Annotated in this window: 19 protein-coding genes; 16 read left to right on the top strand and 3 right to left on the bottom strand. The window is 41.3% G+C overall.

The annotated features are described in order from the left end of the window. Positions 1–73: 73 nt before the first annotated feature. The 7 genes from M1D84_RS13790 to M1D84_RS13760 all read left to right on the top strand — a co-directional run bounded on the left by M1D84_RS13790 (position 74) and on the right by M1D84_RS13760 (position 6,447). On the top strand, positions 74–1,243 hold the full coding sequence (locus M1D84_RS13790; protein ID WP_185854216.1) for an MFS transporter: 1,170 nt from the start codon (positions 74–76) through the stop codon (positions 1,241–1,243). Between the two features lie 64 nt (positions 1,244–1,307). After that, positions 1,308–1,586 (top strand): barstar family protein, encoded by a 279-nt coding sequence (locus M1D84_RS13785; RefSeq protein ID WP_185854523.1) that lies wholly within the window; start codon positions 1,308–1,310, stop codon positions 1,584–1,586. Positions 1,587–1,747: 161 nt separating this feature from the next. After that, positions 1,748–2,698: an ABC transporter permease gene (locus M1D84_RS13780; RefSeq protein WP_024426541.1), complete on the top strand. Its 951-nt coding sequence runs from the start codon at positions 1,748–1,750 to the stop codon at positions 2,696–2,698. Further along, the gene (locus M1D84_RS13775) at positions 2,691–3,641 is read left to right on the top strand and encodes an iron chelate uptake ABC transporter family permease subunit (protein ID WP_024425487.1); all 951 of its coding nucleotides are present in this window, start codon (positions 2,691–2,693) and stop codon (positions 3,639–3,641) included. The genes M1D84_RS13780 and M1D84_RS13775 overlap by 8 nt, the downstream gene beginning before the upstream one ends. Then, complete coding sequence (locus M1D84_RS13770; RefSeq protein ID WP_185854217.1) at positions 3,632–4,390, top strand: iron ABC transporter ATP-binding protein; 759 nt, start codon at positions 3,632–3,634, stop codon at positions 4,388–4,390. The genes M1D84_RS13775 and M1D84_RS13770 overlap by 10 nt, the downstream gene beginning before the upstream one ends. Positions 4,391–4,411: 21 nt before the next feature. Beyond that, a complete protein-coding gene (locus M1D84_RS13765) occupies positions 4,412–5,356 on the top strand; it encodes a siderophore ABC transporter substrate-binding protein (protein WP_185854218.1) in 945 nt (314 codons plus the stop codon). A 137-nt stretch (positions 5,357–5,493) separates the two neighbouring features. Beyond that, positions 5,494–6,447, top strand: a complete 954-nt coding sequence (locus M1D84_RS13760) for an LCP family protein (protein ID WP_185854219.1) — start codon at positions 5,494–5,496, stop codon at positions 6,445–6,447. A gap of 71 nt (positions 6,448–6,518) precedes the next feature. Here M1D84_RS13760 and M1D84_RS13755 read toward each other — a convergent pair whose 3' ends face one another. Next, positions 6,519–6,881 (bottom strand): hypothetical protein, encoded by a 363-nt coding sequence (locus M1D84_RS13755; RefSeq protein ID WP_185854220.1) that lies wholly within the window; start codon positions 6,879–6,881, stop codon positions 6,519–6,521. A gap of 156 nt (positions 6,882–7,037) precedes the next feature. Here M1D84_RS13755 and M1D84_RS13750 point away from each other — a divergent pair, with 156 nt between their 5' ends. Both M1D84_RS13750 and lepB read left to right on the top strand, forming a co-directional pair. After that, positions 7,038–7,655 (top strand): TVP38/TMEM64 family protein, encoded by a 618-nt coding sequence (locus M1D84_RS13750; protein ID WP_024425492.1) that lies wholly within the window; start codon positions 7,038–7,040, stop codon positions 7,653–7,655. After that, complete coding sequence (gene lepB, locus M1D84_RS13745; RefSeq protein WP_024425493.1) at positions 7,655–8,167, top strand: signal peptidase I; 513 nt, start codon at positions 7,655–7,657, stop codon at positions 8,165–8,167. Before M1D84_RS13750 ends, lepB begins: the two co-directional genes overlap by 1 nt. 38 nt (positions 8,168–8,205) lie before the next feature. Here lepB and M1D84_RS13740 read toward each other — a convergent pair whose 3' ends face one another. Then, a complete protein-coding gene (locus M1D84_RS13740) occupies positions 8,206–9,351 on the bottom strand; it encodes an AbrB family transcriptional regulator (protein ID WP_024425494.1) in 1,146 nt (381 codons plus the stop codon). A gap of 268 nt (positions 9,352–9,619) precedes the next feature. Here M1D84_RS13740 and M1D84_RS13735 point away from each other — a divergent pair, with 268 nt between their 5' ends. Genes M1D84_RS13735 through M1D84_RS13725 form a run of 3 tightly spaced genes read left to right on the top strand, consistent with a single transcriptional unit; the run spans position 9,620 to position 11,342 of the window. Continuing rightward, a complete protein-coding gene (locus M1D84_RS13735) occupies positions 9,620–10,042 on the top strand; it encodes a BlaI/MecI/CopY family transcriptional regulator (protein ID WP_024425495.1) in 423 nt (140 codons plus the stop codon). After that, entirely contained in the window at positions 10,035–10,874 is an 840-nt protein-coding gene (locus M1D84_RS13730; RefSeq protein WP_024425496.1) for a M56 family metallopeptidase, read from the top strand. Before M1D84_RS13735 ends, M1D84_RS13730 begins: the two co-directional genes overlap by 8 nt. A 57-nt stretch (positions 10,875–10,931) precedes the next feature. Next, positions 10,932–11,342, top strand: a complete 411-nt coding sequence (locus M1D84_RS13725) for a DoxX family protein (protein WP_024425497.1) — start codon at positions 10,932–10,934, stop codon at positions 11,340–11,342. A 197-nt stretch (positions 11,343–11,539) separates the two neighbouring features. On the opposite strand, the gene M1D84_RS13720 is transcribed toward M1D84_RS13725, so the two are convergent. Continuing rightward, positions 11,540–11,986: a ferritin-like domain-containing protein gene (locus M1D84_RS13720; RefSeq protein WP_024425498.1), complete on the bottom strand. Its 447-nt coding sequence runs from the start codon at positions 11,984–11,986 to the stop codon at positions 11,540–11,542. A 152-nt stretch (positions 11,987–12,138) separates the two neighbouring features. Here M1D84_RS13720 and addB point away from each other — a divergent pair, with 152 nt between their 5' ends. The 4 genes from addB to M1D84_RS13700 are packed head-to-tail and all read left to right on the top strand — an operon-like array spanning position 12,139 to position 23,924. Continuing rightward, positions 12,139–15,648 (top strand): helicase-exonuclease AddAB subunit AddB, encoded by a 3,510-nt coding sequence (gene addB / locus M1D84_RS13715; RefSeq protein ID WP_332284636.1) that lies wholly within the window; start codon positions 12,139–12,141, stop codon positions 15,646–15,648. Then, the gene (gene addA / locus M1D84_RS13710; RefSeq protein WP_268415748.1) at positions 15,626–19,330 is read left to right on the top strand and encodes a helicase-exonuclease AddAB subunit AddA; all 3,705 of its coding nucleotides are present in this window, start codon (positions 15,626–15,628) and stop codon (positions 19,328–19,330) included. Before addB ends, addA begins: the two co-directional genes overlap by 23 nt. A 26-nt stretch (positions 19,331–19,356) precedes the next feature. Beyond that, entirely contained in the window at positions 19,357–20,532 is a 1,176-nt protein-coding gene (gene sbcD / locus M1D84_RS13705) for an exonuclease subunit SbcD (RefSeq protein WP_122631156.1), read from the top strand. After that, a complete protein-coding gene (locus M1D84_RS13700) occupies positions 20,529–23,924 on the top strand; it encodes an AAA family ATPase (protein WP_277722174.1) in 3,396 nt (1,131 codons plus the stop codon). The genes sbcD and M1D84_RS13700 overlap by 4 nt, the downstream gene beginning before the upstream one ends. The last annotated feature ends 13 nt before the right edge of the window (positions 23,925–23,937 follow it).

The raw sequence follows: 23,937 nt of genomic DNA, 5'->3' as shown, positions 1-23,937 counted from the left end.
TTTTGGATGTAGGAAGTAAGCCAAATGGTGTGTACACTGTTCTCATATGCAATGACATAGAGGAGAGAGTCAAATGATTTCAGCATCCAAAGAAGAAACGGCACACCTATCCATCATCCCGTTTATTTTCGTTTTACTTGGTCTTTTTATGATTACGATTGCTGTGAATCTGCAAGTGCCCCTTTATACGGCGTATGCAGAACAAGCAGGGTACGGAAAGGCGGCAACAGCACTTGTATTTGCCGCGTATGTCTTCGGACTTATTCCAGTTTTGCTTTTTCTTGGCGGCATTTCTGACCGAGCTGGACGCAAACCGATTTTATTGGTTGCGCTTGGCTTTTCGTTATGTGCCACCTTGTTGATGATTGTACACCCTTCCATACAGGTGCTCTTTGCTGCCCGGCTCTTGCAAGGTGTCGGACTTGGTCTTAGTGTTGGAACATGCACCGCATATTTGATTGCTTTATATCCAGAGAAGTCAGGCTGGATTCCAACTTTTATTGCACTATGCAGTTCGGTTGGATTTGGGGGCGGTGCTCTTTTTACAGCACTTCTTTCTTTTCAGCGTGTGTCGCTCACGCCGCTTAGCTATTGGATTGTGCTGGCCTTTTTAATCTTAACCATGATGGGTGTCTTCTTATTTGTGCCGCCTGTCCAAGGAGATACAGGCAAACCGATGATGAACATGCCAAGATTTCCAAAAGGAACAATGCCGGCGAATGCAGCCATTGCTATCGCATGGTCGGTGTGCGGCCTTGTCATTTCGATCTTGCCAGCACAGCTTAAACTAAATGGTTATGAATTGTGGGTAGGGCCAGCGCTCTTTTTAATTAATATGGCAGGTGTCCTGATGCAGCCCTTTGTGCGTAAGATGAATAGCAGCACAGCGCTCCTTTTGGGGTTTATCTGTCTTCCATGCGGATATGGCCTCTTACTATACGGTGCAAACAGCGGATCTATTTTCCTTGTGCTTGCCGGAACGATGCTGGCGGGTACTGCCTGCTATGGATTTACTTATTTAGGTGGCCTTCAGCTCATTGTTGAGCGAGGGAAAAAGGAGGCGGCTAGAGCCGTTGCAGGATATTACTTGTTTGCCTATTTAGGGCTTGGTATTCCGAGTGTCTTTGTTGGCCTCTTCGCTGATATGTATGGTACTCAGATCGTGTTAACCCTCTTTTTCTTGATCGTTTTGGCTGCCTGCCTCATTCTCTTGATCTCAGGTATCAGGCAGAAACAAAAGTAAGATGTCCATCTTTCTCTTTCTCCTCCAATTCGTTTAAAATATAGAGAGGAGAGGGGAAATGAACATGAAAAAAGTGCAGCTTGACGGTGCAGCGTGCAGGTCGCAAGAAGAGCTTCATGACCAGCTAAAAACAGTTTTACACCTTCCTGACTATTACGGAAAAAATCTTGATGCCCTTTGGGACTGTTTGACAGGAGAGGTGGCTCTTCCAGTAGAACTGACATGGGTGAATTTTCAAACGAGCAAAGACGCTCTTGGTGATTATGCTGAGAACTTGCGTCAGTTATTTCAAGAAGCAGAAGAGGAATTGAAGGGACAATTTCAATTGAATATTCAATCATGATGAAAAAAGCAGCCGCTGCCGCAGGCTGTTTTTTTGAGTTTGCGTCTTTTTCATACCGCTATTGAATATTTCACTAGATGTGATAATATATGAACTGTCGCTTAATTGATAATGATAATCATTTGTGGCGGATAGAGCTTGATAGAAAGAGAGAAACCTGTATGAAATTGTATCAATTAAGTTTGTTATTTGTATGTTTGGCATGTATATCTCTGTTTGTCGGTGTACAGGATCTGTCCATTTTACAGCTGTTTCATTTAACAGATGAACAAGTGCACACGTTAGTTTCAAGCCGCCTCCCGCGTCTCGTGAGTATTGTGCTTGCTGGTATGAGCCTTAGTTTATGCGGCTTTATTATGCAAAGCATGACGAGGAATAAATTTGTTTCACCAACCACTGCAGGAACGATGGATTGGGCGAAGCTTGGTATTTTAGTAGCAATGCTTGTTTTTACACATGTGAATCCGCTTATGAAAATGGGGATTGCGTTTCTATTTACTTTAGCTGGGAATCTTCTTTTCTTAAAAATCCTGCGGCATATTAAGGTGAACGATACGATTTATGTACCATTAGTCGGCTTAATGTTTGGGGGGATTGTCAGTTCAATATCTACGTTTATAGCCTATAAATATGATTTGATTCAAAACGTATCCGCATGGCTTCAAGGAGATTTTTCTCTTATTGTCCAAGGGCGTTATGAACTGCTCTATGTGAGCGTTCCACTATTGATCATTGCGTATTTATATGCTGACCGCTTTACAGTGGCAGGCATGGGCGAGAGCTTTGCCGTTAACTTAGGTTTAACGTATAAACGTGTGATGGCGGTTGGGTTGGTGATCGTTTCAATGATTACGTCTGTCACCATTTTAACTGTCGGAATGCTGCCATTCCTTGGATTAATCATTCCGAATATTGTATCGATCTACCGCGGCGATCACTTGAAAAAAAGCCTCCCGCATACAGCTTTACTAGGAGCTATTTTTGTTCTGATTTGTGATGTGCTCGGAAGGGTGATCATTTATCCATATGAAATATCAGTTGGACTCATGGTAGGCATCATCGGAAGTGCGATCTTCCTGTACATGTTATTAAGGAGGAAACGCTATGCATAAGAAACGTATATTATGCCTGATTGCAGCCATTGCAGCCGTGTTGATCGTAATTTTTATTACCTTTCAAATGGGGTACTGGCCGTACACAGTCCCAAGTCGTTTAAAGAAAGTGCTTGCGATGACATTAACGGGAGGCGCGATTGCCTTTTCATCTGTTGTTTTCCAAACTTTGACCAACAATCGAATCTTAACGCCGAGCATATTGGGTTTAGACGCACTGTACTTGTTTTTGCAAACAGCGATTATTTATGTGTTTGGGTCGACTCATTTAATGATCGTCAATAAGAATTTTAATTTTTTCCTTTGCGTTGGGCTGATGATTCTATTTTCTGTGCTGCTGTATACAGTCATGTTCAAACGCAAAAATAAACATATTTTCTTGCTTCTGCTTGTTGGAATTGTGTTTGGGACATTGTTCAAAAGTCTTTCTTCGTTTATGGAAATGCTGATCGATCCGAATGAATATCAAGTCGTACAGGATAAATCCTTTGCAAGCTTTAATCACATGAACACGGACATCTTACTGATTGCTTCTGTTTTATTTGCGGCGCTGTGTGTGTACATTTGGACATTCCGCTCCAAATTAGATGTCATGTCTCTTGGTAAGGAGCATGCGGTGAATCTAGGCATTGACTACGACAGTGTCACAAAAAAGATGCTGATCGTAATAGCTGTCCTTGTGTCTATCGCAACGGCACTTGTCGGACCGATTACGTTCCTCGGCTTACTCGTCGTAAACGTCGCACGAGAGCTTTTTCGGACATACCGGCATACATACTTGCTATTAGGCTCTTTTTTTATTAGTGTGATTGCCCTTGTAGGCGGGGAATTTCTTGTAGAAAAGGTATTTACTTTTCAAACGCCGCTTAGTGTGTTGATTGATTTAGTCGGCGGACTGTATTTTATTTATTTACTGTTAAAGGAGAGTCGTTCATGGTCTTGATGAAGGGCGTCAGTAAGACGTATAACGGAAAAACAGTGCTTCACGACACAACAATCAGTGTGAAAAAGGGACAGCTGACCTCTCTCATTGGTCCGAATGGTGCGGGGAAAAGCACGCTTTTATCCATTATGAGCCGGCTGATTCAGCCAGACTCAGGTGCAGCTTATTTAGAAGACAACCCATATAGCGCATACCCTCCGCAGGAACTTGCGAAGAAGATGAGTATTTTAAAGCAGGCCAATCATATGAATGTGCGGCTGACCGTTCGGGAGCTTGTCAGTTTTGGCCGTTTCCCTTACTCACATGGCCGTCTGACTAAAGAGGATGAGAAGATGATCGATGTGTCCCTCCAATACATGAAGCTTGCTGATATCCAGCATCAATATGTAGATGAACTGAGCGGTGGACAAAGACAAAGAGCCTTTATTGCAATGGTGCTGGCGCAGGATACAGATTATATTTTCTTAGATGAGCCTTTAAACAATTTGGATATGAATCATTCTGTCGAGATGATGAAGCTCTTTCAGCAGCTCGTCAAAGATCTTGGGAAAACAATTGTTGTGGTTCTTCATGATATTAACTTTGCTTCTGTGTATTCCGATCATATCGTCGCCTTAAAAGATGGACAGGTTATTAAAGAAGGTGGAGTGGACGAAGTGATTCAAACAGATGCACTTGAACAAATTTATGACATGCGCATACCGATTGAAGTTATTCGCGGTGAGCGTATTTGCTTATATTTTTCTTAAAAAATAAAGAGGTGATCACGTATGAAAAAATGGATATGGATGATGACTGTATTAACAGCGATCGTGGTACTCGCTGCCTGCGGAAATCAAGGAAAAACAGAAGGAATTAAAGAAGAAACTGTGACGGTAAAAGACATGCTGAATAAAGATGGTGTAAAGATCAAGAAAAACCCGAAAAAAGTGGTTGTGTTTGATATGGGAAGCCTTGATACGCTAGACAAACTAGGTGTGAATGTAACAGCTTTACCGAAACAAGTGGTGCCTAAATATTTATCTAAATATGAAGGAGACAAATATGAAAATGTCGGCGGATTAAAAGAGCCGAACTTTGAAAAAATTGCAGAAATCAAGCCGGATTTAATCATTATCCAGCACCGTCAAGCAGATGCATTCGATGAATTTTCTAAAATTGCCCCTACGATTTATATGGATGTAGACAATGCCAATTATATGGAATCATTTAAAAAGAATGCCACAACTTTAGGCAAGATTTTTGATAAAGAAGACAAAGTCAAAGAAGAACTAGCTGCCATTGATCAAAAAGTGGATGCTTTAAAGAAAGAAGCAAAAGAGTTAAAGAAAAATGGACTGGTAATCATGGCGAACGACAGCAAAATGACAGCCTTTGGTCCTAAGTCAAGATACGGTCTCATCCACGATGTGTTTGGGATCACACCGGCAGATCAAAAGCTTGAGCCATCTGATAAACACGGACAAAGCATTTCGTATGAATACATGGTCAAAACGAACCCAGATTATCTATTTGTCGTTGACCGAGGCGCAGCGATCGGAGAAGAAACGTCTGCGAAACAGCTTGTTGAAAATGATTATGTGAAATCAGTGAAAGCAGTCAAAAACAACCATGTGGTGTATTTGAACTCTGACATGTGGTATTTATCTGGCGGCGGTCTTGAATCATTCACTGCCATGATTGATGAAGTAAAACAAGGAATTAGCCAAAAATAATGGACGAAAGCTGCTCATCTTGAGCGGCTTTTTATTGTGGATTCATAAAAATATGTTGCATGCAGGAAACTTTCATCAAAATATGTTATAGTGGAACCTACATTGATAGACTAAGATAGAGTGAGGGTTCGGAAAGGATGAAGGAAAAAAGAGCAAAAAGAAGACTAAGGCCTTGGGTAAAAGCCGTGCTGTTTATCATGGCATTTGTCATGGTGATGGCAGTGTCCGTGACTGGATACGCATACTATAAAATTTCAAAAGCGTCGAATAAGGCGCAAGTATCATTAGAAAGAGGAGACACCTCGCAAAAGCGTGTGAAAGCTTTTGATCCAGGAAAGGACAGCTTTTCGGTGCTGCTGCTTGGAATTGACAGCCGTCCAGGTGAAACGGTAGACGAAGCAAGAAGTGATGCGGTCTTACTGGCGGCGGTGAATCGAACAGACAAAACCATTAAGCTTCTCAGTATTCCTCGTGATGCTTATGTGGATATACCGGGGAGAGGATATGATAAAATTGCTCACGCCCATGCGTTTGGGAGTGCAGATTTGTCAGTCAAAACGGTCGAAAACTTGTTGAACATTCCTGTAGACTATGTGATTTCAGGGAACTTTAAGGCGTTTCAAGACATTGTGGATGAGCTAAATGGAATTGACGTAACGATTAAAGATGAAGGTATCGCAAAACAAATGGAAAAGGATTCAAAAGGGAAAGTTCATGTGCAAACAGGAACACATACGTTAAATGGTGAAGAAGCTTTAGCCTTTGTGAGAACGAGAAAAGCAGATAGTGACCTCATGCGCGGAAAACGTCAAATGGAGGCACTTCAAGCCATCTTCGAAAAATCTAAATCGATTTCTTCGATCCCGTCATATGACAACATCATTGATACGCTTGGTGATAATGTCTCAACCAATCTTTCCATGAAGCAGTTCATCGGTCTTTTTCCATTACTGAGCTCATTGAAATCAGTGGATACGATTCAGCTAAAGGGCCATGATTATCAGCCTGGGAATGTGTATTACTTTGAGTTAGATGGACCAGGATTAGAAGAAGTTAGAACAGAGCTGAGAAAACAGCTTGAATTATCATAAATAAGAAGGAGCCTGCCGCCGCGGCAGGCTTTTTTCTTTGCATGGGTACCACGCCGCATTTTAGCAAGAAGTTAATTTGCTTGATGCAGAAAATATCCAGTCAGCAGTTCCTCTACCCGGTGACGTATACGCGGATTAAAGTATTTATGCTTTTCTTCATAGCCATTTATGATAAATAGATACGTTGTAAATCCTTCATCGTGTTCAATTTTCTGTACCTTCATATTTTCTTTACGTAAATGCTGCTTCAGTTCGTAAAGTGCTTTCTGTGCTTCCTTTAACACGGAGGTCACAAGCTGAATGTATGGTTCATTTAATTTAAATGTTTGATGTTTTTTTAAGTGTGTCAGATCACGATTGAGGATGGAGATGACCATTGGGAGAAAGATGGCCTGTTCCATCATCTGAAGCTGTATTCTTGATAGTCTCGTCATGTCCAAGCCTGCTTTCTTTAAAAATAGAACAAATGTTCTTATTTATTATATCGAATGAGTCAAACAATCTCAAGGGGGCGAGTGGGATTCATTTGTATATTTTTATGTTTTCCATGTAAAATGAAATGTAGACAAACCTTGAAGGAGTCAAACAAGTTGACATCATTTCTTTCTCTATTTACTCATGAAAATATCACATCATTTTTTGAAAGCTACAAGGCCTTTGGACCAATTGTCGCTATATTGCTTCCTCTGATTGAAGCATTTCTTCCGTTTTTACCACTCGTGGCGTTTGCGGTGGCAAATGCGAATGCATTCGGCCTTTGGGAAGGCTTTTTATTAACCTGGATCGGTGCAAGTGCAGGTTCTATTCTTGTCTTTTTACTGATCAGAAAATTTGGACAGATGAGAATGCTGAACTTTATCAGCAGACACCCTTCCATTAAGAAATTAATGCTTTGGGTGGAGAAGCGGGGATTTGGTCCGTTATTTATTTTACTCTGCTTTCCTTTTACACCTTCTGCGGCTGTCAATGTTGTCGCAGGCTTATCAAGAATTAGCATGTGGCAATTTTCATTAGCTGCTTTAGCTGGTAAGTGTGTCATGCTCTTTATCATTAGTTTTATTGGTTATGATCTTTCTGCTTTAGTAAAGAATCCGTTAAGAAGTGTTTTTGCGGTTCTAGTTATCGTTTTATTATGGTATGTTGGAAAGAGAGTAGAAAATAGGTTGAACATTCGAATGAGCAAGCGTGAGGACAAAGGAGGCTCTTAATGAAAAAGAAGCCATTGCTATGGTTGATGATTATTACATGCATCGTCTTATTGTTCCAGGTAAAGAATTTCATGTTTGTGAAGTATAAAGTAGAAGGGGTTAGTATGGACCCCACATTTACAGATGGAACAGAATTATTAATCAACAAGTTCTCGCCAAAACTCACGAAAATTAGCCGGTTTGATTATGTGTTATTTCACGGCCCTAAAAATCAAATTTTGATCAAAAGGGTCATTGGGCTCCCAGGAGAATCGATCAAGTATGTAGATGATCAGTTATTTGTTAATGGGGAAAAATGGAAAGAACCCTATTTAAAAGAGCAGAAAAAACATAAAATGGGGAATGTCCTGACAGGAGATTTTCAGCTGAAAGCCATCACAGGACAAGATAAAATCAAAAAAAACCATTACTTCGTAATCGGAGATAACCGAATACATAGCTTCGACAGCCGGCATTTTGGAACGATTTCAAAGGATCAAGTAGTTGGTGTCAAAAGAAATCAGGATGAATAAAAGAAGAGGCGCTCTGCACATGCAAAGCGTCTCTTTTTTTATTTTGCGGCTTTATATTCAGGATGTCTTTTTGCCCAGACATGATGTAAGAATCGAAAAAACGGTGGCAGCATCGCAATGACAAGAATGATTCTAACGACTTGTACAGCTACTACAAAGGTTGAGTCCTCATGGAGTGTGACTGCTGTTGTTGCCATTTCTGCAATACCGCCAGGCGAAAAGGCAAGAATGGCTGTAATGACAGAAATGCCTGTGACCTCTGCAATGGCAATTGAACTGAGAACCGTTGCAGCAATCAATCCAGCTGAGCTGACGACGGCTACAATTAACGTGTTTTTTAGCCCGACAAACATCTGTTTATTCATTTTTGAACCGATGGTTGCACCGAGAAATACCTGTGATGCGATATTCGCTTGTGCTGGCCAATAAGGAATCAAATCATGACCTATGAGCGCACCTGCACCTACTTGAAGAGCTGCAACTCCTAACATGCTGCCAATCAGCCAAGGGGCAGGGAAATGAAGCCGAACCGCGAGGCGTGACATAAGCCAGGCACCTAAAATAAGTGCAGCAGTCCACGAGATATTTGACAGGGTGAAAACGCCGGATGAAAAGGCGCTCCCTTGCACGCCTGCAGCTGCATCCGCTGGATTTTTTGTATTTAAATAGAACACCGTAAATGGGATGGTGAGTACCACCATTAATACACGTGTTGTTTGTACGAGACTGACAACGGCTGTATTTGCTCCAACCTCTTGGGCAATCCCTGGCATAGCAGATAAACCGCCTGGGGCTGTTCCGACAAAGCTGGTCAGCATATCTGTTTTACTCAGCTTCCATAAGGCAAAGCCAGAGAGCATCGCCAGTAGAATAGAAAAAACGAGCATGAAACTCACAGGGAGCCAATGTTCAGCGAAAATATGAAGAACTTTCATGTTCATTTTCTGTCCGAGTTCGATTCCGAGAATGAATTGACCAAGGAGTAGCCATCTGCTGTGAATACGCAAGGTGTTGTTTCCTTTACGCTGAAACAGGGTGGGACGTCGCATGGCAATAAATGCAGCTGTGATTAATGTACCGACCATCCAGCCAATAGACATTCCTGTTAAAGACAAAAGAAATCCACCTAAACCGCTTATCGCGATCAAAATGAGATCGGTTCGAAGGCTGTTTCCTTGTTTCATCACATGTAAACCTTCTTCCTATAAATTTGTTCAGTAAGTGAAATGTTGTTATCTTTACTATAATACAAAAGTCTTTATAAATAAAATACGAATTTTTTTACCTTTTTCATAAGATTATCTTATCAAAGGCGAGATAGCCTCTTGATAAAAGTAAAGATATAATTTTTACCAAAAACAAAAACAATATACAACGATTTTCCCCTATTTTAGTTATCAGTTGACTATCATTTTCAATTGCACTACAATGCTTAGTGTGTGAGGTGATTACATGAAAATTCCTTCTTTTAAATATAATGAAAAGGGATTGAATCGTTTTTTCGGTCCTTTAGAGGGAAGAATTATGGAAATCCTTTATCAAGGTGAGGATATGCCGATTAAAGAAGTGCAGCAGAAGCTGTCAGATGAAAAGCCGATTAATTTCAACACAGTGATGACTGTGCTGAACCGCTTAACCGAAAAGGGAATTGTCGAGAAGAAAACAAAAGGGCGTTCATCTATTTATAATCCCATTTTAACAAAAGAAGAATTTCTAAATGAGCAGACAAAATGGATTACGCAAGGGCTGATGGACGATTTTGGTCCACTGGCAGTGAATCATATGGTGGATGCAATTGAAAGTGCTGACCCTGAATTACTCAAAGTGCTTGAAGCAAGGCTGGCATCCAAAAAAGAGGAGCAGCAAAATGAATAAAATGAAATCGAGCCTGCTATTTTTAAGCGGTATATTGATTGGTTTAACGATTTTTTATCAGATGGGGTATTACGTGCTTTCAAGCTTTTTTGGCTGGAATCAAGCATATAATCTCATTCATGTATGCCAGTCTGTTCTCGAATTCTATGGATTCACTCCTTTGAAATATTTTCTAGATGCTTTAGTCCTCTACACACTGGGATTTGCAATTTTTTATATGACGAAGCAAATCAAAACATACATTCAATTCAAGCAAAATCTGATGCTTGCAGTCGATTACCAGTCGACCGAATCTTTATCTGAAAAATATGCAAATGACATCATTGTGTTTCATTGTCATGAACCGCTTGCTTTTGCCATGGGGATGCTTCATCCAAAGGTCTACTTATCAACATCTCTCATGGACATGCTGGATGAAGAGGAAATTGATGCTGTTGTTCATCATGAATTGCACCACAAATACAGCTACGATCCTTTAAAGGCTTTCACATTCTCAATGCTTACAAAAGTGATTTGGTACATTCCAGTGTTAAAGCATATGAGACAAAGCTATTCCGTTTTTCGTGAAGTGATCGCAGATGACTACGCGATTCGGCAGACAGGCACTGAGCTTGGAGTAGGGCAAGCCCTTTTGAAACTGATTAAAAAGAGAACGCAGTTTCAAAAACAAACGAAGTTTGCGGTATCCTTTGGAGATCGGGCATTGAATTTAAGAATACAGAAGATCTTAAACCCAACATACAATATTCCTTTCAATGTACCCATCATTCCCATTGTCACATCAACGATTCTCATGGTGGCCTTAATCATTATGCTTAATCTAAATTACTAATTTTTTTTACTTATTAACATTACATTATGTAGTGTAAAAACAGGAGGAAATCACTATATGAAAACAAATCAAGAAATAGGAACACTTTTCGTACGTGTTATTTTAGGTATCATCTTCTTTCTACACGGACTTCAGGCATATCAAGGAGGTCTGGGAGGAACAGCGGCATTCTTTGGACAAATCGGTATACCGGAATTTATGGCCTATATTGTGAAGACAATTGAACTGGTCGGTGGTATCGCCTTGATTTTAGGTCTAGGAACACGTATTTTCGCAGCCTTATTTGTACCCATTATGGCTGTGGCGATTATGACGGTTGGTTTTTCTAAAGGATTTGTGGGCGGTTATGAATTTGAACTATCGCTGCTTGTCATGGCGCTTTATTTAACACTTAGCGGCAGTAAGATGCTGTCCATTGATGGGATGCTAAAACATCAGCAGCAAAGCAATGAAGCAAAATTTCATTAAACGATCATGAAAAAAACTCCTTCTGCTATTTGTGGCAGAGGAGTTTTTTATTTATCAAATTGTCGTTTTCACGTTTGAAAAAGTGAAAGAGATGAGAGGTTTGCTGAGAATCCTTCCTTTATTTTATAGATTGAATGAATAAAAAGACAATTTCATTTTTTGACGGAACATACGATCTCCTATTAAAATAGGACTATCTAAGACACATGGTGCGTTAAAAGATATAAAAACCATACAGCATGCTGCTGTTCATCTTGAGCGATACGTTTCATCAGCTCTTTTGTTCCTTGATCCCGGACATAATCTGATATCGTTAAGTAAAAATCGACCGTTCTTTGTTCATCTTTAAATGCGAAAAGAAGCCCTTCTCTAAATTGATCTGGACAAGGTTCTGTTATGCTTGGTTTGTGGTTTTTACCTGTTAAAGAATAATATAGCTTTGAAAATAGTTGATAGTGTCTGACTTCATCCTGGCGTATTTCTTGAATGATTTTTTTTGCCTCAGGAGTTTTTGCTCTTTGGGCAAGTTTTTCGTAGCATTGGATCGCAGAATATTCACCATTGATTGCTTTTTCAAGATCTGAAATGATTCTTGTGTTTTGGCGCATGTCATATGGCGAGTAGTCATAATAACTGTAATACATGATATTGCCAGCCTCCTTTGAGTTCATGATGGTTTATGATATGAGAAGAGTAAGGAAAGGTGCCTATATCTTTTTAGGAAGGAGAAGGGGAAAATAGCTATTTACTTTTATTTTCGCTAGAATATGAGTACATAAGAAAGGTGTTGTGGAGCGTGGAGATTCAGTTTTTAGCAGGCAGATCGGGGAGTGGAAAAACGACTGCAATCTTAGAGGAAATCAAAGAACAGCTTCGGCTTGATCCGTTGGGTCCGCCAATCATTTTTTTAGTCCCGGATCAAATGACATTCTTAATGGAATACGAGCTTGCAAAAACGTCTGAAGCTGGCGGGATGATCAGGGCAAAAGTATTTAGTTTCACGCGTCTTGCTTGGTCTATTTTACAGCAGACTGGCGGAGCGAACCGGCAATTTGTGACAAGCACAGGAATTCAAATGCTTTTAAGAAAAGTGATTGAAGAGGAGAAAGAAAAGTTTAAGGTATTCAAAAAAGCGAGTGATAAGCCGGGGTTTGTGGAGCAAATCGAAAAGACGATGGCTGAGTTCAAGAGATACTGCATGCTGCCGGAGGATATTGAAAAAATTTCATTATCGAGCATGCATTCAGAGTATACAGAAGAAAGACGGGCAGCCGAGAAATTGCATGATCTGCATGTTCTTTATCAGCAGATGGAGCAGCATTTACAAGATGAATATGTGCACTCAGAAGACTATTTGACACTTCTCACGCAGCAAATTCCTTTATCTGAAGAAATAAAAGGAGCACACATTTATATAGATGGTTTTTATCAATTTACACCGCAGCAGCTTCTCGTCATTGAACAGCTTCTGCTGCATGCTGAGAAAATAACGGCTGCTTTCACAGTGGATCGTTCCTATCATGATAAGCTGCCAAATGAACTTGATTTATTTCGTATGACAGGTAAAACGTATTTCCAGCTCTATCAGCTTGCCAAAGAGTGCGGAGCGGCCATTTCTGAGCACATTTTGGAGAGAAATAACCGTCATCTTCATACGCCGGATCTTGCTTATTTAGAACGGCAATATGAGCAGAGACCGGTGCAGCCATATCAGGAAGTCACTCCTCATCTCACAGTATCTAAAAGTGCGAGTAAACGAGCTGAAATTGAGGGAGTAGCGAGAGAAATTCTTCATTTAGTGAGAGAAGAAGGACTTAGACTGCGAGATATTTCGATTGTAGCGCGGCATGTAGACGACTATAAAGATACGTTAAAAGAGGTTTTTCGAGATTACGATATTCCTTTTTTTATTGATGGAAATGAATCGATGCAGTATCATCCGCTCATTGAATTAATTCGTTCGAGCTTGGATGTCATAAAAGGAAACTGGCGGTATGAGGCCGTGTTTCGATGCGTGAAGACAGAGTTCTTATTTCCGCTCGAACTTGCCAAAAACAAAGCGAGAGAACAGGCAGATCAGCTTGAAAACTACTGTATTGCTTATGGTGTAAAAGGAGAACGCTGGACAAACGGTTCCCGTTTCCATTACAGGCGGTTTCAATCCTTAGATGAGGATTTTGGACAAACAGATCAAGAAATTGAAATGGAACAGATGCTGAATGATGTAAAGGAATGGATCGCACCTCCGCTTTTCCAATTGCAAAAAAGGCTGAAAAAAGCGCAAAAGGTAAAAGACATGGTAGAGGCAGTCTATGTCTTTTTAGAGGAAATACAAGTGCCGGATAAACTTGAAAAGGCTAGGCTGGAAGCTGAAGAAGCAGGTAGATTAGCTGAAGCCATGCAGCATGGACAAGTATGGGAAGCTGTTATTCAATTAATGGACGAATTTGTGGAAATGCTCGGTGAGGAGGAGCTCTCATTTCCTTTATTCCAACAGATGATGGATACAGGATTGGCCTCTTTAAAATTCGCTTTAATTCCGCCTTCACTCGACCAAGTATTTATCGGAAGTATGGATTTATCCAGAATGTATCAAGTGAAGTGTATGTTTATCATTGGGGTAAATGATGGCGTTATTCCCGCACGCCCTTCTGACGAAAGTGTATTGTCTGAGGATGACAGGGAATGGTTAAAACGAGCAGGAGCAGAGCTGGCAGAGACAGGAAAGGAACGGCTGCTAGATGAGCAATTTTTAATTTACCAGGCGCTGTCGAGTCCATCTCATCATTTGTATCTGTCTTATTCAGTGTCAGATGAAGAGGGGCGCTCTCTATTGCCTTCGACTCTTATCAAGTATTGTCAGGAGCTTATGCCAAATCATGAGCATGCTTTGTATGTGTTAGACCCAGAACAGCTGGATGACAAGGAGCAATTAAAATTTGTAGCGAATGAGCATGTCTCGTTATCGTATACTGTCTCGCAGCTGCAGCAATGGCTCAACCAATATCCCATTAGTGGTGTATGGTGGAGTGTCTATAATTATTTGATGACGTCATCTCATCGGGATGTATCAAAAAACATCTTGTCGAGTTTGTTTTTTACAAATCGAGCGAAGCGCTTAAAACCAAACGTCACAAAAGAACTTTATGGTGATCACATTCAAGGCAGTGTTTCAAGAATGGAGAAATTCAATGCGTGTGCATTTTCTCACTTTGCTTCCCACGGGTTAAAACTAAAGGACCGGCAATTTTATAAATTGGAAGCACCCGATATCGGCCAGCTGTTTCACTCGGCCTTAAAGCATATTTCAGATACGCTTGTTGAACAAAAAAAGGATTGGAAAAACCTAACGAAGGATGACTGTGTCAACTATTCAAGACATGCAATCGAACAGCTTGCTCCGCGTCTTCAAAAGGAAATCCTATTAAGCTCTAACCGGCATGCTTATATTAAAGAAAAGCTCCAGAAAATCTTGATTCGAGTCTCTTCTATATTAAGTGAGCATGCAAGAGTGAGTGGATTTTCTCCCGTTGGGCTTGAGTTAGGCTTTGGCGGCCAAGGACCACTTCCACCGTTTACTTTTCAATTGAAAAATGGCTGCACGATGGAGCTTGTTGGAAGAATTGACCGGGTGGATAAAGCAGAAGGTTCAAAAGGGCTGCTGTTGAGAATCGTCGACTATAAATCGAGTGAGAAAGGTCTTGATCTAGCAGAAGTATACTATGGGCTGGCCTTGCAAATGCTCACATACTTAGACCTGGCCATTACGTATTCGAAGGAGTGGCTCGGTGTAGAAGCAACACCAGCTGGCATTTTATATTTCCATATTCATGATCCGCTCATTCAAGCACCGATTCCGCTTGCAGAGGATGAAATTGAGCAGGAAATATTCAAGAAATTTAAAATGAAAGGTCTATTGCTTGAAGATGTAGAAGCGGTAAAGCTAATGGATCAAACGCTTGAATCAGGAAGATCACAAGTCATTCAAGCCGGCTTGAAAAAGGATGGGTCTTTCCGTTCTGACTCTGCTGTTTTAAGTGAAGATCATTTTCATATACTCACACAGCATGTTCGGCGCACGTTTGAAGAGGCAGGCGAAAGAATTACAAATGGCGAGGTAGCCATTAATCCATATAAATTGAAGGATCAAACACCATGCCGCTTTTGTTCATTTAAGTCTATTTGCCAATTTGATGAATCGATAGAAGATAATGAATTTAGAGTGCTTTCATCTGAAAAGGATGATGTTGTGATAGACCGGATCAAAAAAGAAGGGGATCAGTATGCAAATACCAAAACCGAATAACAGTACTTGGACGGATGACCAGTGGGAAGCCATCGTTTCAGAAGGACAAGATATCCTTGTTGCGGCGGCGGCAGGGTCAGGTAAAACAGCTGTTTTGGTTGAACGGCTGATTCGAAAAATGACCCGGCCTGAAGATCCAATTGATGTGGATCGTCTGCTCGTTGTGACTTTCACAAATGCATCTGCGGCAGAGATGAAGCATCGGATCACAGAAGCACTTGAAAAGGAATTAGCCCAAAACCCCGGGTCCCTTCATATGAGAAGACAGCTGTCGCTCATGAATCGTGCCAATATTTCCACCCTGCACTCCTTTTGCTTGCAGGTTTTGCGCACCTTTTACTATGAGATTGACCTAGATCCAGGCTTTCGTTTGGCTGATCAAACAGAAGGAGAATTATTAGGTGATGAAGTGTTAGATGAACTGTTTGAGGATGAATATAAGGCTGGAAAGCCAGCGTTCTTTGAACTGGTTGATCGTTACACTTCTGATCGTCATGATTTAGACTTGCAATGGCTTGTGAAGAGAATTTATGAGTTTTCCAGATCTCACCCTTCACCTGAGCAATGGATGAGGGCATTCCTTTCTCTTTATGATGTAGATGCTCAAACAAAAGTAGAACAATTACCGTTTTACCCATATATCAAAGAGGACCTTTCTCTCGTTTTTCGAAGCTGTCTGGAACTGCTCGAACGAGCCCTCACCCTATCAAAAGAACCGGGCGGTCCGGCACCGAGAGCAGAAAATTTTATAGATGATTTAGAGCAAGTCAATGAATTAATCAGGCACCAAGATGATTTTGAGAAGCTTTACGAGCTTTTGCCAAACATCAATTTTAAAAGGCTCAAAACATGTAAAGGGGACGAATATGACCCTGTGCTGTTAGAAAAAGCCACAGATGCACGCAATCAAGCAAAAAAACAATTAGAAAAGCTTAAAGATGAATACTTTATGCGCAGTCCGGCCCAGCACTTGAAAAGCTTAGCTGAAATGAAGCCGGTGGTCGAGACACTTGTGGAGCTTGTCATCCAATTTGGACAGCGTTTCGAAAGAGCGAAGCAAGAAAAATCAATCGTGGATTTTTCGGATTTAGAGCATTATTGCTTACGCATTTTAGCAGAGCAGGACGCGGAAGGAAATTTGATCGAAACAGAAGCGGCCAAGTACTATCAACAGCAGTTTGAAGAAGTGCTCGTTGATGAATATCAAGATACAAACCTTGTGCAAGAAACGATTTTAAAGCTTGTATCTAAAGGGGAACATGCTGCAGAGGGCAACCTGTTTATGGTTGGTGATGTAAAGCAGTCCATATATCGTTTTAGACTGGCTGAGCCCATGCTCTTTTTAAACAAATATAAACAATTCACACCAGACGGCAAAGAAACAGGGAAGAGAATTGATTTAAATAAAAACTTCCGCAGCCGTTCAGATGTGTTAGACAGTACGAACTTTTTGTTCAAACAGCTGATGGGGGAAACAGTTGGAGAAATTGAATATGATGAACAAGCTGAATTAAAGCTTGGAGCGAGTTATCCAGAAAGCGAAGATACAACGACAGAAATGCTTCTTGTACATTTAGATCAACAGGAAGCAGAAACTGACGAAGAGCGAGAAGAGCTAGAAACCGTACAGCTTGAAGCGAGAGTCATTGCTAAAAAAATAAGACAATTGGTGGAGCAGCCATTTCAAGTGTACGATTCAAAACAGCAAATGACTCGTAACTTGCAGTATCGAGACATTGTGATTTTGCTTCGCTCCATGCCGTGGGCACCGCAAATGATGGAGGAATTGAAGAAGCAAGGAATCCCTGTGTATGCGAATCTTTCCTCTGGTTATTTTGAAGCAACAGAGGTGTCCGTGATTCTTTCTCTGTTAAAAGTCATTGATAATCCATATCAAGATATTCCGCTTGCAGCTGTATTAAGATCACCAATTGTTCATTTAGACGAAAATGAAATGGCACTGATCCGCACGAGTGATAAAAAAGGCACCTATTATGATGCTGTGAAAGCATTTATGAGTGTGACTCATTCAGATCACCCTACATGCAAAAAACTAGAACGATTTTTCAGGTTGCTGCGTAAGTGGCGTGATTTCTCTATGAATCATTCAGTAGCGGAATTGATTTGGGAAGTATACCGCGATACGCAGTATCTAGATTACGTCGGCGGGATGCCTGGAGGCAAACAGAGACAGGCGAATCTCCGTGCTCTTTATGATCGAGCGAAGCAGTATGAAAAAGCTGCTTTTAGAGGGCTGTTCCGTTTTCTTCGCTTTATCGAAAGAATGCAGGAGCGTGGAGATGATCTTGGGGCGGCAAAAACGTTCAGTGAAACAGAGGACGTTGTTCGCATGATGACGATCCACAGCAGTAAAGGATTAGAATTTCCAGTCGTCTTTACCGCAGGACTCGGCAGAAACTTTAATATGATGGACTTAAACCAGTCCTACTTACTTGATAAAGAATTAGGCTTTGGAAGCAAATATATTCATCCAGAGCTGAGAATTAGTTATGCAACATTACCGCTTGTTGCGATGAAAAAAAAGATGAGGAAAGAGCTATTATCTGAAGAGCTGAGAGTTCTATATGTAGCGCTCACAAGGGCTAAGGAAAAATTATTTCTTGTCGGCTCTGTCAAAAATCAGGTGAAGGCATTAAGCAAATGGCAAAATGCTGCAACCGGAGAGGACTGGCTCCTCCCTGATTTTGAACGTTATCAATCGAAAACATACTTAGATTTTATTGGTCCTGCTCTCATCCGTCACCAAGCAATGTCATCTATTTTAGAAGAAACAGGTGATGTTGTTCTTTCGCACCCATCAGCATTCACAATCTCATTTACTCAAGCTTCCGATCTTCTAAAAGAAGATATGTCACTTGAAAAGAAGCAGCAAGATGAGGTGGTACAAGCATTGATGGACGGCTTACCTGTTGAAGGATATGGTGATGCTGATGAGAAAGTAGCAGAGAGACTTTCATGGAGATATCCGTATCTAGCGGCTTCACAAGTCGGCACAAAGCAGTCTGTTTCAGAGATAAAGAGAATGAAAGAAATACAGGATGAGTACAGTGTTCCTTCTTCTCTTAGAAGAGCTCATGCAACGTTGTATGACCGGCCGGCTTTCATGAAGAAAAAAGCACTCACTGCCGCAGAGCAAGGCACCGCAATGCATACAGTCATGCAGCATATTCCGCTTTCTTCTGACGAGCCCCTCGATGAAATCCATATACATCAGCTGCTCGATTCCTTACAGCAGCGGGACTTGCTAACAAATGAGCAAGTTCAGTCAATTGATCAAGAAGGAATTTCCGCTTTTTTCTCTACTTCTATTGGGCAAAAGCTGCTGAAAGCGGACTGGGTGAAACGAGAAGTGTCATTTAGTATGGTGTTACCTGTTAAAGAGGTATACAGCCATATTGATGCAGAGGGGGAGCCTGTCCTTATTCAAGGGATGATTGACTGTTTATTTGAAACGGATGGAAAACTATATTTACTAGATTATAAAACAGATAGAGTGCAAGGCAGATATACAGGCGGTCTTGAAGCAGCTGTACCTATTTTGAAAAAGCGCTATGAAACTCAAATAGCGTTATATGCAAAAGCAGTAGAACGTTTAACAAACAGAACATTAGAGGAGAAAATTCTTTATTTCTTTGATGGGAATTTAGAAATTTCATTATAAATGTATCGGAATGAGAGGTGAATCAAATGAGGATTCTGCATACGGCAGATTGGCATTTAGGAAAAACCCTTGAAGGCCGGAGCCGGCTTGATGAGCAAGCACAGTTTTTAGATGAGCTGTATCAAATCGTAAAAGACGAACACATTGATGTCATTGTCATGGCTGGAGACGCCTTTGATACAGTGAATCCGCCTGCTAGAGCAGAACAGCTTTTTTATGAAAGTCTATCTGCCTTATCTGATAAAGGAAAACGTCAGGTCGTGGTCATCTCAGGCAACCATGATAATCCGGATCGACTATCTGCCGCATCTCCTTTAACAAATGATCAGGGGATTCATTTAATTGGATATCCGACAAATGACATCATCCGCGTCGATGTTCCTTCTTCGAGTGAACGTTTATCCATTGCAGCACTCGCTTATCCGTCTGAAGCGAGACTTAACGAGGTGCTGGCTGAAACATTTGAAGAGAAATTGCTTCGTGATCATTACAATTTAAAAATACAGCAAGCGTTCCAACATTTAAGCGCTCAATTTCAAGCCGATACGGTCAATATCGCAACAAGCCATATTTATGTGGCAGGAGGAAGTCAAACAGATTCAGAAAGACCGATTGAAGTAGGCGGTGCATATACCGTTGCGGCTGAAAGTCTGCCAGAAGCAGCCTGCTATGTGGCCCTTGGTCATTTGCACCGCCCGCAAACCATCAAACGTGCCAAAACGATTGCCCGCTATTCCGGGTCCCCTCTTGCTTACAGCTTTTCTGAATCAGGATATGCCAAATCAGTCACGATTGTAGAGGCAAAACCTAATGAAAAAGCAAGCTGGAAAGAAGTGTTGTTATCAAGCGGAAAACCACTTGTGAAATGGAAGGCAACTGAAGGATTGAGCCAAGTACACGAGTGGCTGGATGAAAAACGGGATCTTCAGGCATGGATTGATTTAGAGATTCATTTAACAGATCAGCTCTCCATAGAAGAGATTCATCAGCTCCGAAAGCAGCATAGCGGGTTTGTCCATATTAGACCGAAATTTAAAGAACTTCAGCAAATGGAAGAACAAAAGCAAGTCGAAAAGCTCTCAATCGAAGAGCGGTTCGTGAAATTTTATGAGCGCCAGACAGGCGGCGGTCTTCCTGATGAAAAAACAGTCAAGCTGTTTTTGGAGCTCGCCAATGAAATGCAAGAGGAGGAAGCGACTTGAAGCCGATTACACTAACCATTAAAGGACTTCATAGCTTCAGAGAAGAACAAACAATTGACTTTAGCTCATTATGTGATGCAGGTGTGTTTGGCATTTTTGGACCGACAGGAAGCGGAAAGTCGTCCATATTAGACGCCATGACCCTGGCACTTTATGGCAAAGTGGAACGTGCGTTAAATAATACACATGGTATTTTGAACCAAGCGGAAGAGAAGCTGTCAGTTTCCTTTACGTTCGCTTTGCAAAAGGAACATCACATTTCTTATAAAGTAGAACGTGCTTTCAAGCGGGCAGATGAAATGAAAGTCAGAACGACACTATGCCGTTTGATTGAAATTGGTGATACGCAGACAGTTCTTGCAGATAAAGCGAGTGAGGTCAATCGTAAAATAGAAGAATTACTCGGGTTAACCATTGATGATTTTACGCGAGCGGTTGTCTTGCCCCAAGGGAAGTTTGCAGAATTCCTTTCTTTAAAAGGAGCCGATAGACGACAAATGCTTCAGCGTTTGTTTAACCTAGAGAAGTATGGGGATCAGCTCGTTAAACGTTTGCGCGCAAAGGCGCAGAATCAGTATGGACAAAAAAATGAACTGCTTGCTGAGCTGAATGGTTTAGGTGAAGCTGGTCCAGAGGCGCTCGCAAAGGCAAAGGAAGCGGCAGAGCAGGCAAAGGCTATTTTTCATGAGAAAAAACAAGCGCGGGATGAGGCGTTCACTGCTTTTACAAAGGCGCAAACAATTTGGCAGTATCAAAAGGAACAAGAAGCTTATGAGACGGAACTAAACCATCTGAATCAACTGACACCATCAATGGAAGAGAAAAAGGCCAAGCTTCATATTGCTGAGCAGGCAGAGGCATTAAAGCCTTATGCGGATGCATTAACAAAGGCTGAAAATCAGCTTTCTCAAGCATTAAAAGAGAAGCAGGAAGCAGAAAATCAGCTGCTGCATCAACGAACGATCTATGATCAAATGACACAGAACTATGAGCAAGCAAGGCAAAAGAAAATAGAAACTGAGCCAGAACTTCTTCAAAAGAAAGAGCAGCTGCTTCAGCTAAAGGAAATTGAACGGAAAAAAGAGGCGGCTCTTCAGGAAAAGACGGCAATCGAACAGCGAAAAAACGATACAGCACAGCAATTATTACAAAAGAAAGAAGAAGCAGACAATCTCCAATCTTTGTTAGAACGTGCACTGACAAAACAAACACAGCTGAAGCGTGAGCTGGAGCAATTACAAGTCTCTGTAAAAGAACGGAAAAGTGTACAGGATGCTTTGCGTTTAAGCGAAAATATTCAAAGAATACACCAAAGCATACACAAGGAAGAACAAAAGATGGAGGAGCTCAAAAAGCGATCAACACAGACCGCAGCAGCATATGAAAAGCTTCAAAAACAGCAAAAAGACCATCATGAAAAAATAGACCAATCGTTTCAAGCGATTGAACAGCTCTATTTCTATGTATGTGAATTTGAACGGGCTTTTACAGAATGGAGTAAAAGAGAACAAAGTCAGAAGCTCGAAAAATTAAAACAGCGTGATGCTGTTAGGGCGGCAGAATTAAGAAAAGAATTAGCGGCAGAGCTCGTAGATGGTGAGCCATGTCCTGTTTGTGGATCGATTCATCATGACCCAAAGGCACTGGAAAACAATGACCATGAAGAAACAGTGGCACAAATCGATGAAGTGATTCAACGGATGGACATAGAGCTCAAGCAGGCAGAGGAATATACAAGAGACATGTATGCAGCCAAGCAGTTATTGGAAACGCACGCCAATCAATTAGTAAAGCAGTTTGCCTTTTTATCTCAGAAAGCTCCAGGTGCGGAAGTTGCAGCAACAGTAGAAGCAGTGCAAAAGCCGGAGTCCTTGCAGTATCTCATGCAAGAATGGAAAGGCTTGAAACAAGATATTCAAGAAGTTGAACGTAAACGAGCTCGTTTAATGGATGAAACATATGATCAAGCAGCAGAGATAAGCAAGATGAAAGATCAAATGACATTTGATCAGCAGCGTATCGAAGAATTAGACGGGCTGATCAAGGAGCTTCAATCTGAGCTTTCAGAGCAAACGTCTCAATTTGAACAGGCTTTCCCGCACTTTACATTGCATCAAGTACAAGAGATGCAAAAGCAGATCGATGAAAAGGACCAGCAAGCGGAAGGCTATAAAGAGCGTATTGAGAAAAGTATTTCATTTTTGGAAGAAAAACAGCAGGCAAAAGAACAGCTGCAAACAGCCATATACGATGTAGAGAAGGAACTTGATAAACTAGCGCATCAGCTAGAAAGCCAGCAGCAGCTCATTCATCAATATGAAACAGATTTAGGGAGATATCCATTGAAAGCTGTCTCTATTTCTGAAGAGCTGATCGAGGTTGAACACACGCTTGCTCGTCTCAATGAAATGGAACAGCAATCGTACAAGCAATTACAGCACGCGCAGGAGCTCTTTAGTGAAGCACAAAGTCATTTTTCAAGCTGTGAGCGTCAGCTTCAAGAGGCTGACCGGAGAAAACAAGAGGCAAGTGAAGCATGGACTAAAGAATCGGAGTCTTCTCCTTTTGATAAGCCTCAAGAGATTGAATCTGCTTTCATGAATCAATCAGTACGTCAATCTGTTAAACAAGAAATTGACGAATTTGAGGATAAAAGAAAGCAATGTGCCGCAAACTTAAAGCGAATTTCTGAACTGCTGAAAGATGAGTCACTAGATGAAAAGCAATGGACTGACATTCAACTGAGGAAAGAAGCGGCAGAAAAGGCATTGGAAGAAGCAACAGTGATGAGCGGCTCTGCATATGAACATCTGCGTGTAATGGAAGAAAATCACCAGCGATTTGCAAGTATTCATGAACGCTTGGCGGAGCTGCAGCAAGAAATTGATCGGCTCGATAAGCTGCAAACTGTGTTTAAAGGAAATACATTTGTTGAGTTCTTAGCAGAAGAACAGCTGGAAAGTGTCAGTCGTGATGCATCTGCCCGTCTTGGTATTTTGACAAGACAAAGGTATGCGATTGAGGTTGATTCAGAAGGCGGTTTTGTCATGCGTGATGATGCGAATGGCGGTGTCCGACGTCCAGTGTCCAGCTTGTCCGGCGGGGAAACCTTCCTGACGTCGCTTGCGCTTGCGCTAGCTCTTTCAGCGCAGATTCAGCTGAGAGGTGAGTTCCCGCTGCAATTCTTTTTCCTTGATGAAGGCTTTGGTACCCTTGATCAAGACTTGCTTGATACAGTGATCACTGCATTAGAGAAATTACAGTCTCAAAACTTAGCTGTTGGTGTCATCAGCCATGTGGAAGAATTGAAAATGCGGCTGCCGAAAAAACTGATTGTCCATCCGGCAGATCCAAGCGGGAAAGGGACAACAGTCTCAATGGAATTAATGTAAATATTGAGGTGAT

It is taken from the genome of Bacillus sp. PK5-006 (assembly GCF_054161415.1).
This window is presented reverse-complemented; position numbering and strand designations above follow the sequence as displayed.

Coding starts and splice junctions, on each gene's coding strand:
- M1D84_RS13790 (WP_185854216.1), top strand. CDS start 74: ATGATTTCAGCATCCAAAGAAGAAACGGCACACCTATCCATCATCCCG.
- M1D84_RS13785 (WP_185854523.1), top strand. CDS start 1,308: ATGAAAAAAGTGCAGCTTGACGGTGCAGCGTGCAGGTCGCAAGAAGAG.
- M1D84_RS13780 (WP_024426541.1), top strand. CDS start 1,748: ATGAAATTGTATCAATTAAGTTTGTTATTTGTATGTTTGGCATGTATA.
- M1D84_RS13775 (WP_024425487.1), top strand. CDS start 2,691: ATGCATAAGAAACGTATATTATGCCTGATTGCAGCCATTGCAGCCGTG.
- M1D84_RS13770 (WP_185854217.1), top strand. CDS start 3,632: ATGGTCTTGATGAAGGGCGTCAGTAAGACGTATAACGGAAAAACAGTG.
- M1D84_RS13765 (WP_185854218.1), top strand. CDS start 4,412: ATGAAAAAATGGATATGGATGATGACTGTATTAACAGCGATCGTGGTA.
- M1D84_RS13760 (WP_185854219.1), top strand. CDS start 5,494: ATGAAGGAAAAAAGAGCAAAAAGAAGACTAAGGCCTTGGGTAAAAGCC.
- M1D84_RS13755 (WP_185854220.1), bottom strand. CDS start 6,881: ATGACGAGACTATCAAGAATACAGCTTCAGATGATGGAACAGGCCATC.
- lepB (WP_024425493.1), top strand. CDS start 7,655: ATGAAAAAGAAGCCATTGCTATGGTTGATGATTATTACATGCATCGTC.
- M1D84_RS13740 (WP_024425494.1), bottom strand. CDS start 9,351: ATGAAACAAGGAAACAGCCTTCGAACCGATCTCATTTTGATCGCGATA.
- M1D84_RS13735 (WP_024425495.1), top strand. CDS start 9,620: ATGAAAATTCCTTCTTTTAAATATAATGAAAAGGGATTGAATCGTTTT.
- M1D84_RS13730 (WP_024425496.1), top strand. CDS start 10,035: ATGAATAAAATGAAATCGAGCCTGCTATTTTTAAGCGGTATATTGATT.
- M1D84_RS13725 (WP_024425497.1), top strand. CDS start 10,932: ATGAAAACAAATCAAGAAATAGGAACACTTTTCGTACGTGTTATTTTA.
- M1D84_RS13720 (WP_024425498.1), bottom strand. CDS start 11,986: ATGTATTACAGTTATTATGACTACTCGCCATATGACATGCGCCAAAAC.
- addA (WP_268415748.1), top strand. CDS start 15,626: ATGCAAATACCAAAACCGAATAACAGTACTTGGACGGATGACCAGTGG.
- sbcD (WP_122631156.1), top strand. CDS start 19,357: ATGAGGATTCTGCATACGGCAGATTGGCATTTAGGAAAAACCCTTGAA.